Source organism: Bacterioplanoides sp. (genome assembly GCF_965226395.1).
Classification (GTDB): domain Bacteria; phylum Pseudomonadota; class Gammaproteobacteria; order Pseudomonadales; family Oceanobacteraceae; genus Bacterioplanoides.
The window spans coordinates 3,249,124-3,261,343 of the sequence record NZ_OZ245358.1; the positions used below are offsets into that span (position 1 = coordinate 3,249,124).

Genomic DNA, 12,220 nt, shown 5'->3' on the forward strand with positions numbered 1-12,220 from the left:
AGACAGCGCCATGTTTTTAAAGAAATTTGTATACGTTAACTGGGGCAATATTCCGGCCACCGAATTTGAATTTGGCCCGATTAATTTATTATCCGGCGGTAACGGCTCGGGTAAAACCACCGCTGCCGATGCGGTGCAAACCATTATGACCGCCGCCCACGATACCTTATTCCACTACAACCCGGGCCAGGACGAAGCTACCCAGCGTGGCCGTGGTAAAAACGTGCGAACGTTAGCGTCCTATGTTTTAGGCTGTGATGATGGTTCTTACGCGCGTCCGAACGGTGCGGTGGGCTATTTAGCCGCGGTTTTTCATCCCACTCAGGGTGAAAGTGGTGAACCTTTTACCGCCATTATTGGGGTGTCGGCGTCGATTGATCGTGCCGGAAGTCAGCCGGTAGCGCGTCAGAATGATCTGCAGTTTTTTATTGTCTCCGGTGAGCAATTAACCCTGTCTGATTTTATTGCCGAAGAATTGGACGGCACAAAAAATGTGCTGGCGTTAAATAAATTAACGCCACATTTAAAACGTCGGGTTAACGGCGACAATATCGAAAAATACGATACCAAAAAACAATACCTGCGCCGTTTATACGGGGCGTTACGTGGTCGCCATGATGCCGTCAGCGAGCGTGAAGCTATGAATGCTGCGCGTACTTTCTCGCGCTTTATGGCTTATAAACCGGTGAAAAGTATTAATGGCTTTGTGCAGAACGAAATCCTTGAAGCCAAAGATTTAGGTGATGCCATTCGCAGTGTGTCGGACTTAATGAAAACCATCTATGCGATGGAATCCGACGCTAATACACTGGCTGAAACCATTCAAATTTTAACCAACACCAAAGGCGCGTCTGACCGTTATATTGATCAGTGGATTGATTACAACGTACTGGAATACACCGCCGCCAAAAGCCGTTATTTACACGATCAACGTTCGTATTTATCCGCCAAAGAAGCGCAGCAAGCCTTGCGTGAACGGCTAAGCAACGCCGAAAAAGAACGCGGTGTTTCGCAGGAACGACGCAAACAATTGCGCGAGCAATTAATCTCAATGGAAGCTCAGCGTCGTGGTATCGACGCACTGCAGGATAAAGACGCTGCCGAGCAAGCCATTGAAGACGGTAAACGCCAATTGCAACAACAAGCGGTGCCGCTGTTAGAACAAGAGCAGATGTTGCAGGCCAGCTTACGTGCCACCGAGCTGGTATACGGTGCGTTGCAAAAAACCTCCATTGGTCTGGATATTCCATCGCTGGGCTCGAAAAAAATCATCGATCAGGCCAAACAGGTGTTAGCCATTAAAGATCAGGGCGCGGTGGATTTTCGCAAGCTGATGGGCAAGGACTGGATTGATTTATCACCACTGGAAGCCCACCTGGATGACTCTCGTGAACAGCAGAGTTTGTTAAATCAATGGCGCGATCGTTTCCATAATGTTGAGCTGGAAAGCAGTGGTATTTCGCTACGCGATCAGATTTCCAAACAGGTGGATAAACGCGAGCAAAAACTGCAACAGATTCAGGGCCGTACGGCGCAGAAGCAGGCGGATATCGATAGCCTGGAAGCGCGCCAGTTAAATTACCCGGGATTTGTGCGCCAAGCGCTGGAAGTAATTCGCCGGGAATGCCCGCAGGCTGACCCTCGTGTATTAGCCGATTACGTTGAAATTACCGACCCGGCCTGGCAAAGCGCCATTGAAGGTTATATTGGCGGGGCGCGTTTCAGCATTATTGTGGAATCCCAATTTGAAGCGGAAGCCGCACATATTTTACGCTCAATTCCTGGTGGCAGCCGTGCCCGGGTAATTCAGGGTGAAAAAGCGAAAAAAGACTGCGACCGTATTCGTGTGCCATCGAACTCCATTACTCACTTGATGGAATTTGAACACGCTACCGCGCGTTATTATTTAGAAGCCAGCTATGGCACGGTCGAGCAGGTGGAAGACCTGCACGTACTGCGGATGACCCGTCGTGGTGTCACCAAAGAAGGGCTGGGTTCCGGCTCGTACTCGATTTACCGTTGTGACCTCGACGATACCGAGCTGGTATTTGGTATGGGCGCGCGTGAACGGGCTTTGGCAGCGAAAAAATCGGAACTGGATGCCATGGCGGAACAAGCCAATGAGGCACAATTCCAGCTGCGCCAGGTTGAGCAATTCCACGATGCGGTGAATTTATTACGCCATGTCACCTTCGCTGATCAGATACAGGCCATGCTCGATACTCAGTATCAGATGCAGCAGGCGGAAAACGCACTGAATAATGTTGATGTATCGGACTTCTCCCACCTGGAAGATGAATTCAGCGCGTTAAAAGAAAAAGCCGATGATTTGGATGCCCAGATTAAAGACCTGGATGGTGAGCTAGGTCGTTTGCAACAGCAGTTAAACGACAGCGAACGTCAGTGTAAGAAATTATCAGACGAGCAGGAACGCACCTCTGAAATTGCCGACGAAAAAGAAGAAAACCTGCGTCATATCGTTTCGGTATGGCCGGAGTTTGATACCGATACCCGCTTAAAAGCGGCGGATGAAGAAGCAGCCGAAAGCCCGGCAGAAGCCGTCGAAAATCAGCGCAAAACCATCGCTCAGGAGTTAAGCAGCTCGGCGCACGAAATTGATCGCAATATTAATGAGCATAACCAGCGTTGCCAAACGGTGGATGCCATTGTGTATATGCCGAATTATCGTGAAGAACATAGCATTGGTTTCTTTAAAACCGTGTGTGGTTTAGAGCGCGAAGTGGAGCGGGTTCATAATCGCCTGAAAAATAATATTCTGGTGGAAAAACAAGAGCAGTTAGTGCAACTGCGTGAAAGCTTTAACAACGCCTTTGTCACCAACTTATGTCACTCGATTTACCAAGCCATTAACGACGGTAAACGTATTCTCGAAGACCTGAACAAAGAGCTGGCGCACCACCAGTTTGGTGCTGACCGCGAAACTTATTGGTTTGATTGGGAGTGGGTGCCGGAATACAAAGAATACTGGCAGTTCTTCGAGGAAATTATCAAAAACCCATCACTGGGTGACGGCGCTACGCTGTTTGATGCTGACCTGCCAAAAGTGGCTCAGCGAGTACGTGACCAGCTGATGGCTATGTTACTTGATGAAGACGAACAAAAAGCCATGCGTGAATTGGAGCGTATCTCCGATTACCGTAATTATCGCTCGTACGAAATTTATAAACAGCCAGCTAATAAAGACCCAATTGCTTTAAGCCAATACGGTACCGGCTCTGGCGGTCAGTTAGAAACGCCAGCCTATATTATCCGTTCTGCCGCGATTACCTCGGCCTTCCGCTTTAACGAAGGGGATACGCATTTACGGGTGGTGTTGGTGGATGAAGCCTTCTCAAAAATGGACGAAACCCGCTCCAAAGAAGTGATCAACTACCTGACCGAAAGCCTTGGCTTACAACTGCTGTTTATTATGCCAACCAGTAAATCCGGGCCATTTATGGATCTGGTGTCGAATCAGTTTGTATTCTCCAAAGTGCCGTTGGTAGGAGGGCAAAGCAAAGGGGAATTACAAACCAAGGTGCTGGTGGATCGACAGCAGTGTAATCAGGATAAGGTGAAGGAATTGTGGGCGAATCATCGTCGCACGATTCGGCACCAGGCTGGGCTCGACTTTATGGAAGAGTTTTCTTAAAAACTACCTGTTATAAGCAAACTCAGGAAATGCTGTATGAAAAAAGCGACTTATGAAACCGGCCTGACCTATGGCGAGGGCGATGGTTCATTTCGCACCGCTGGTGGTGTGGTGGGTGTGCGCAAATTAGTGGATGCCTTTTACGATGCCATGTGCGAGCTGCCAGAGGCGAAAACCGTGCGCGATATGCACCAGGATAATCTGGATGAATCGCGCGATAAACTGGCGCGCTTTTTAAGCGGCTGGCTTGGCGGGCCTAAATTATTCAGCGAAAAATACGGGCCAATACGGATTCCGGTGGCGCACCGCCATCTGGAAATTGGCCCGGCCGAACGTGATGCCTGGTTATTGTGTATGAAGGTAGCGGCTGATCAGCAACCGTACCCGGATGACTTTAAGGACTATCTGTTGAAGCAGTTGTTTGTTCCGGCAGAAAGGTCTCGTAATAAGGATTAAAGCGTATGCGTCTCCTGCTGTTTTTATCGCTCTTAATCGTCAGCCTGTTTAGTCAGGCGGAGATTTATAAGTGGGTGGATAAAAACGGCAAGGTGCACTTTGGTGATAAACCGCGCCAGCAGCAGGCAGATAACGCAGAAAAGGTCACGCTGAATATTGCGCCGGGCAATTGGCAGCCGCTGAATATTCAGGTGTTGTATCAAGGGTCGCTGGGAAAGAACCTGACCGAAGAGCATCGTTTAGATCAGCAACGTATCGAACGGGAAGTAAACTGGGTTTATCGCTTTTACGATGAAGTGCTGTACTTCGATTTTTATAAAAAAGTCCCGGTGAAAATTCATGTGTTAAAAGACGTGAATGAATATCAAAAATACGTACAGAAAATTTCCGGCCATCGCCCGACGAATACATTAGGCGTTTATATCGGTAAATTGCACGAAATTGCCGTGTTTATTCATGACGAAAAACGAGGTGGCAAAGAAAGCACTTACCGCACCATCAAACACGAAGCCAGTCATGCCATTCTCGATTCACTGGCGCAGATTATTCCTTCCTGGCTGAACGAAGGGGTAGCCGAGCAAATGGAATATCTGAGCTACGAAAACAACCGTTTTATCATTCCTAAACATAAAAAAAACCACCGCTCGTTACTGGCACGGCGTCATCAGATGATGGCGGTCGATCGGTTTGTTGAAATACAGAGTCAGGATTGGCGTAAAGCCCAGAAGCAGGGTGTTCCAACTCAGACGATGGCCGGTCAGTTGGTGTATTTATCGTTGAGTAAATCCTATGGCCGCAGTTTTATCACGCGATTATTGCAGGACTATAAGCGCGGTGAAAACCGGCGCTCTTATTATTTGTTGAATGAGCATTATATTGGTGGTGCCAGTGCGTTTAAACTGCACTGGCAGCAGTGGCTGGGCACGGAAATGGCTCAGCCAGAGGTTATTTATCTTCCCTGATTTAGTTGCAAGAGCGTTATTAGCGTCGGGTAATGCCTTTATCCAGCGCGTAACGAATCAAACCAGCCGAGGTAGAGATATTCAGCTTTTGTTTGATCTTCAGGCGATGGGCTTCCACTGTACGCACGGAAATATCCAGCTCGCGGGCAATTTCTTTGTTGCCCATGCCGTCGGCCAGCAGCACCAGCACGTCTTCTTCACGCGGGCTTAAAATATCGTCACTTTGTTTCTGGCGGGTATCGCTGAAATCAGTGAATAAGGTTTTGGCAACGCTGGAGCTGAAATACGTGCCGCCCTGATACACGGTTTGTACCGCCAGAATCAGTTCTTCGGCGGCCACGTCTTTTAATACATAACCGGCAGCACCGGCCTGAACCACTTTGAGAATATATTCACGATCATCATGCATGGTGATGATCAGAATTTTGATTTCCGGGTAGCGCTTTTTAAACTCAATACAGGCTTCCATACCGTTCATTACTGGCATGGAGATGTCGAGCATCACAACATCGGGTTTTAACTCTTCAGCGGCCTGTAACGCTTCCAGACCATTATTGACATCGGCAACTACGCTGAGACCTTCTTCGCTTTCAAGGCTGACCTTCAGCCCTTCACGCACCATCGGATGATCATCGGCAATAATAATTCGGATCGTTTTAGACATTATTCACTCTCTCTGCGTTGAGTCGAGGTTAACTGATCTGAGGTTGATAAAGGATCCACTTCATCCCCTCCGTGAGTTGGCTGACCTTGTGAGTCATGTTCGCTGAATCCGGCCTGAAAGTTCAGTTCCTGAGGTGTCAGGTCTTTTGGCGTTGGATCCAGTTCCTGAGCGGTGGTTGGATTTAACACCAGCTCAGCACGTACCGTGGTGCCTTGTTTGTAATGGCTACGCACGGTGAATTTTCCGCCTAACAGCTCGACCCGCTCACGCATGTTCATCATGCCGATGCCGGAATTAAGCTGCTCCCGGGGAATAAAACCATCGCCATTGTCTTCAACCACAACGGTGACAAAGCGATCGTTACTGCGCACGCTGACCCGTACTTCGGTGGCGTCGGCGTGTTTCTGAATATTGGTGATGGCTTCCTGAATCAGGCGGTATACCGTCATTTCAATGGCATCAGGTAAACGACTATCCGGTAATTTTACCTTTCGTTTTACCGCTACCTGACCCTGATTCTCCAGGCCATCAAGAATACCGTGGATGGCGGACTTTAATCCCAGGTCATCCAGCAGTATAGGCCGTAAATTGTGTGATACCCGGCGAACTTCCTGAATCGACAGGTTTAATAGTTCTTCGGTTTTGTTGAGATGCTGCTTGTCGAGATCTTCCGGCCATTTACGCTTCACCAGACCCAGATGCAGTTTGGCTGACACCAACAGCTGGTTAATGCCGTCGTGTAATTCTCGGGCAAAGGTACGGCGCTGAATAATCTGAAACGATTCGGAACGATGAGCCAGTTCTTTGAGGCGGTCATCGGCCAGATGAGTGGCGTGAATATTAATAATAATAACCACCACAACCACGAGTGTGAGGGTGATGGCTAACAACAAAGAGGCGGCAACAAAGGTACGGCGAATATTGCTGTCTACTTTGTTTTCGAGTTGTTGTACTTCCGCTTCAATATCATCCAGATACAAACCGGTGCCCATCATCCAGCCAAGTTGTGGGATCGCCAGCACATAGCTGAGTTTATTGGTTTGTTGATCAACCGATGGTTGATGCCAGACATATTGATAAAAACCGCCGCCGTTGTGAGCGATATTCAACATATCCTGAATAATAAACTGGTCGTTCGGGTCCTGAATATTAATCAGATCCTGACCGACTAAGTCTGGTTGAGCGGGCAAAACAATGTTGATGCCGTTACGGTCGTAAGCAAAAAAGTAGCCGTCCGGGCCGTAGGTTAAGCTCGATAAAATCCGTTTGATTTCAAATTCAGCGTGATGCTGAGGCAGTTTCTGGTTGTCTTCCATCTCTTCCAGAATGGGCATAATGGAAGTCATGGCCAGATTGACGTAATCCCGTAATGCCCGGCGTTTACCTTCCATCAGAGAATCTTTAATAATGGATTGTTGTTGCTCAGACAGGCTAATAGCTTGCCGTTGCGTTACCCAGGTAATGGTCAGGGTTAAGGCAATCAGGGGAATAACGGTCAGCAGCAGGATTTTAGCTTTTAATGTGATATTCATGTAGCGTGTGGTATACGTGACCGATATAGAAATGGGTCGCGTAATTGTAGCTCAAAGCCACTCAAAGTTCTGTAACATCATGCAGCCAAATAATAAGGATAATGCAATGAAATACACTCTCACCCTCATAACGATTGGGATCACCGCCTGGTTGCTGGCAGCGTGTTCGGTCAATGCGCCGATGGATTACCGTCAGTCACCGGATCGCCACGCTGCGGATTATCAAACCTTTACTCTGAAAGCCATTGATCATGTTAAAGGCACCACCCCCAAAGCGATGGGGCGTGTGGGTCAGGCGATCCAATATGCGCTGGAGCAAAAAGGCTTGCGCTATGTTGATAACGATGCTCAGTTGCTGGTGGAATATGCGGTAGGGGTCAAAAACACACAAAAGCTGAATATGCAGTATTACCCAACCGGGCAGGGCATGTACACGCGTCATGATGTGGCTTCTGCCACCGTTGCCAAACTGGTGATTAATATTAACGATGTAGCTGACAAGCGTTCGATCTGGTTAAGCAGTGGCTCGTCGGAAATCACTCAGCAGGAGCGTACCCAAGAAGAAATTAATCAGGTGTTTGTCACCATTTTTGAGAATTTTAAATAATCCAAAGTTAAAACCAGCAAAAAGGGCGCTTCTTATTATTAAGAAGCGCCCTTTTTATTTGGGAACACGTTAATAGCGATTTAACCAGGGTTCTGAACCCGATGAACCATGGCGTACAGCACTGGCACCACACCCAGAGTCAGCAAGGTGGCAAATCCTAAACCAAAACAGATAACGACGGCCATGGCGCTGAAGAACGGATCCAACAGCAGCGGCAGCAGGCCAAGAATGGTGGTTAATGCCGCCATCGTCACCGGACGTAAACGGCTGATTGAGGCATCAAAAACGGCGTCGTATTCGGCTTTACCCTGATCGACTTCAAGGCGAATCTGATCCAACAGTACAATGCCGTTTTTCACAATCATGCCGGATAAGCTGAGGAAGCCCAGCAGTGCCATAAAGCCGAACTCGGCGTTTAACAGCAGCATACCGGCCGATACACCAATAATGGCCAGCGGTACACAAGACCAGATAACCAGTGCGCTGCGCAATTCGTTAAACAGCAGTACGGTGATAATAAACATTACCAGATAGCCCAGCGGCAGTGAGGCAAAAATACTGCTTTGCGCGTCGCCTGCGGTTTCGAACTCGCCACCCCATTCAAGCTGGTAGCCCGGTGGCAGAGGAATGGCTTCGATATCCGGTCGTACCCGCTTTAACAACGCATCGGCGGTGGTTTCACCATTTAATACCGGGTCAGCAAACACCTGAATGGTACGTTTACGATCACGACGATTAATAATCGGATCTTCAAACACCAGATCAAAGCGCTCAACCACTTGTTGAATCGGAATATAACGATTAAACACCGGGCTCCAGATCTGCAGATCCATCAGGCTGTCGATATTCAGGCGTTCAACCGCCGGTGGACGCAGGATAATTGGCTTAAGAGTGGTGCCTTCACGATAAATACCAATCGGTTTACCGGACATGCTCATTTGCAGCAGGTCATCCAGATCCTGACGTGAAATACCGGCACGACGGGCATTGTCTTCATCGAATACCGGACGAATTACTTTTTCCCGCTCACGCCAGTCGTGGCGCACATTATCGGCATCCGGGTCGGCCAGCAGAATCGCTTTGGCCTGCTCAGCCAACTGGCGCAGGGTATCCTGATCCGGGCCCGAGAAACGGGCTTCGATTTTGGCGGTACTGCCGGGGCCAACTTCCAGACGTTTGAATTTTACCTGTGCGTCAGGCATATGCTCGTGTGTCCAGAGATACGCCTGGTCAATCATGGCCGGAATCATATCCAGCTCCTGCATCCGTACCATCACCTGACCATAAGCCATGTACTGGCGCTCAGGGGCGTAGGTCAGCATAAAGCGCAGGTCGCCCTGACCAACGGTGGAGGAAGTAAACTCAACCCCTTCTTTATCGTGGAAGTAGCTCTCCAAACGACGGGCCTGTTGCTGGGTTTCATGAATATCTGTGCCTTCCGGCAGCCAGATGTCCATTAAAAAGATGGGCGTGTTGGATGGCGGGAAAAAGCTTTGTTTAATAAAGCCAAAGCCGTAAATCGCCAGCACCATCGCCAGTACCATCGAAATCATGGTCGTTGAGCGTTTGCGCAGCATGGCCGATAGAGCGCCGCGATAAAAATCGTATAACGCACCCTTGTATGGCTCGGTGTCTTTGCTGTCATCGGCGCCGTGTTCTTCCGCTTTGGCAAACAGCAGGTAACATAAAAACGGTGTTAAGGTCAGCGCGGTTACCCAGCTCAGGAACAGTGAAATCATCAATACATAAAACAGTGACTGAACAAATTCACCCGTTGCATCCGGTGATAAACCAATCGGAGCAAATGCCGCAATGGCAATGACTGTGGCACCCAGTAAAGGCCACTGAGTTTGTTTAACAATATCGTAGGCGGAACGAATCCGGCTCTGGCCTTTTTGCAGGCCAATCATAATGCCTTCGGTGACAACCAGCGCGTTATCCACCAACATCCCCAGTGCGATGATCAGGGCACCGAGAGAGACCCGGTGCAGCTCAATATCAATCACTTTCATGACAATAAAGGTACCGAGAATGGTGAGCAGTAAAATGCTGCCAATAATAAAACCGGCTTTGGCGCCCATAAATACCAGCAGCACCACAATCACAATCAATACTGAAACCAGCAAGTTGACAATAAACCCGGTAGCGGAAGCTTCCACTTCGGCCGGTTGGTCGTACAGGGTGTGTAATTCGATACCCAACGGCTGGTTCTGTTCCAGCTGGGCCAGACGCTGACGCAGCTGTTTACCCACTTCCACCACATTCACGCCTGAGTTAAAAGAGACACCAATATGGATGGAGTCGAGCGCCTGATAATTCACCAGATGGGTTGGCGTTTCGGCAACACCGGCTGAAATTGTGGCGATATCACGCAAATAAATCAGTTTTTCTGAGCCCGGTGTACTAACCAGCAGGTCACCCATTTCCTGAATGGAAGTGAACTCACCGGTTGGGTGAATACGGATATAGTCACCGTTGTAACGTACATGACCGGCATCCTGAACGGTATTCTGGGTATTCAGCAGGCTGTAAAGACGCGCCATTGGAATGCCAAGGTTGGCCATTTTTTCCCGGGAAATATCAATAAAGACCTGTTCTTTCTGTAAGCCGGCTAAATTAACTTTGGCAACACCGGGAATCACCGATAGCTCACGCTTCAGATAATCGGCGTGATCTTTCAGTTCCTGATAGCTGAAGTTATCACCGGTCACCGCCAGCAGCACCCCAAACACATCACCAAAGTCGTCCAGTACAATCGGTTGGATCGCACCGGGCGGCAGAGAAGATTGCTCATCACGCACTTTACGGCGCAACTCATCCCAGATCTGCGGTAGCTGATGGGACTTGTATTTAGGTTTGATCTCCAGATGAATGGTGGAGGCACCGGCTTTTGAGATGGAATCGACCACATCAATATAAGCCAGTGATTGAATGGCACTTTCCAGCGGGGCGGTAATTTCTTCTTCGACCTGCAGGGCATTACCCCCCGGGTAATAGGTCACCACCAGCGCTTCTTTAATGGTGAATTCCGGATCTTCCAGACGGCCAAGGCCGAAGTAGCTGATCAGGCCGCCAAACAGCAGAATCAATAACACCATCCAGCTGGTGGTGCCATGTTTAATAAAGTAGGTGGCGGCATTTCCCGCCTCCGGGGAAGCGTTTGAACTTGAGTTTGTTTGCGTGCTCATGATTACAGGCCTCGCTCCTGCACCCATGGGCGAACACGCATACCTTCAGAGGCGTGATGCACGCCTGCTGCCAGAATCTGTTCGCCGGTCTGTAAGCCAGACATAACTTCCATGCCTTGTTGAGTCAGTTCACCCATTTCGATTGCCCGGCGAGTCAGCGTCATATCCGCCTGAACCACCCAGACACTGGCTTCATTGCTGCCAATGGACTGATCCTGATGCTGAAAAACCGCACCGGCCGGAATCAGAATCTGAGTATGTGCGTTGCTCAGCACCTGGTTTAAATCCACATGAACACTGGCCGACATACCGGGCAGCAGGTTCAGTGATGGTGGGCGCGGCAGTGTCAGAGTCACGGTGAATGAGCCTGTGGCTTTGTCGGCTTGTGCGGTGTGTTCTTTGTAGCTGGCCAGGTAACGATTGCCTGGCAGAGCTTCAAACTCAACTTCCGGCTGATACAAATCCTGAGTATTGGTCACACCGTCAACGTTAGGCGCGATATTGGCCATCAGGTTTTCTGGTAATTGCAGACGCACTTCCAGCTGGTTTTGTATTTGCAACATGGCTACCGGGGAACCCGCAGCGATCGGCTGGTGATTGTCGACATAAACATCACCAATAACGCCGGTAAACGGCGCTTTTAAGGCGGTGTATTGCAGATCGGTCTGGGCGGCTTCTAAAGCGGCTTTGGCAATATCGAGTTCGGCTTTAGCACGATCATACTGAGATTCTGAAATCTGCTTCTGACGGTATAAATCTTTAATACGCTTAAAGTTCAGGGTGGCCAGATCAAAACGGGCCTGACGGTCATCGACAGCAATCTGATAGTTAACCGGATCCAGACGTGCTAACAAATCACCACGTTTGACGTCTTGTCCGGCATGGACGGGTAATTCCAGTAGTTCACCGGAGAGGCGGAATGCCAGAGCCGATTGTTCTGCGGCCTGAACCTGAGCCGGGAATTTACGCAGAAACACTTCATTTGCCTGAGGCACCTGATAAATCTTAACCGGACGAATCTGTACTTCCTGTTGTTCCTCGACCGTCTGGTCACAGGCCGTGGTTGCCAGAGCTAGCAACAATAAAAAGGCATAACGCATATGAAAGGGTCCTGAAGAATTAAGCTGATGAATTGAAGGGTTTATAAAGGATAGCCTGT

8 protein-coding genes are annotated in these 12,220 nt (G+C 49.1%); 4 read left to right on the forward strand and 4 right to left on the reverse strand.

Translation table 11 applies throughout. The annotated features are described in order from the left end of the window. Positions 1-10: 10 nt before the first annotated feature. From ACO05E_RS14840 to ACO05E_RS14850, 3 genes are read left to right on the forward strand one after another with little or no spacing between them, the layout of a single operon-like run. Positions 11-3,652: an ATP-binding protein gene (locus ACO05E_RS14840; protein WP_419810274.1), complete on the forward strand. Its 3,642-nt coding sequence runs from the start codon at positions 11-13 to the stop codon at positions 3,650-3,652. 36 nt (positions 3,653-3,688) lie between these two features. Then, the gene (locus ACO05E_RS14845) at positions 3,689-4,108 is read left to right on the forward strand and encodes a group II truncated hemoglobin (RefSeq protein WP_419810275.1); all 420 of its coding nucleotides are present in this window, start codon (positions 3,689-3,691) and stop codon (positions 4,106-4,108) included. A gap of 5 nt (positions 4,109-4,113) precedes the next feature. Continuing rightward, positions 4,114-5,070 carry a DUF4124 domain-containing protein gene (locus tag ACO05E_RS14850; protein WP_419810276.1) on the forward strand — a complete coding sequence of 319 codons (957 nt, stop codon included), beginning with the start codon at positions 4,114-4,116 and terminating at the stop codon, positions 5,068-5,070. Between the two features lie 19 nt (positions 5,071-5,089). Here ACO05E_RS14850 and ACO05E_RS14855 read toward each other — a convergent pair whose 3' ends face one another. Both ACO05E_RS14855 and ACO05E_RS14860 read right to left on the reverse strand, forming a co-directional pair. Further along, positions 5,090-5,734, reverse strand: coding sequence for a response regulator (locus ACO05E_RS14855; protein WP_419810277.1), 645 nt, complete (start codon positions 5,732-5,734; stop codon positions 5,090-5,092). Next, on the reverse strand, positions 5,734-7,266 hold the full coding sequence (locus tag ACO05E_RS14860) for a cache domain-containing protein (protein ID WP_419810278.1): 1,533 nt from the start codon (positions 7,264-7,266) through the stop codon (positions 5,734-5,736). Before ACO05E_RS14860 ends, ACO05E_RS14855 begins: the two co-directional genes overlap by 1 nt. A gap of 106 nt (positions 7,267-7,372) precedes the next feature. Here ACO05E_RS14860 and ACO05E_RS14865 point away from each other — a divergent pair, with 106 nt between their 5' ends. After that, positions 7,373-7,873: a DUF4136 domain-containing protein gene (locus tag ACO05E_RS14865; RefSeq protein WP_419810279.1), complete on the forward strand. Its 501-nt coding sequence runs from the start codon at positions 7,373-7,375 to the stop codon at positions 7,871-7,873. A gap of 80 nt (positions 7,874-7,953) precedes the next feature. Here ACO05E_RS14865 and ACO05E_RS14870 read toward each other — a convergent pair whose 3' ends face one another. Together ACO05E_RS14870 and ACO05E_RS14875 are read right to left on the reverse strand one after the other, a co-directional pair. After that, positions 7,954-11,061 (reverse strand): efflux RND transporter permease subunit, encoded by a 3,108-nt coding sequence (locus tag ACO05E_RS14870; RefSeq protein ID WP_419810280.1) that lies wholly within the window; start codon positions 11,059-11,061, stop codon positions 7,954-7,956. A 2-nt stretch (positions 11,062-11,063) separates the two neighbouring features. Continuing rightward, entirely contained in the window at positions 11,064-12,161 is a 1,098-nt protein-coding gene (locus tag ACO05E_RS14875) for an efflux RND transporter periplasmic adaptor subunit (protein WP_419810281.1), read from the reverse strand. Positions 12,162-12,220: the final 59 nt, after the last annotated feature.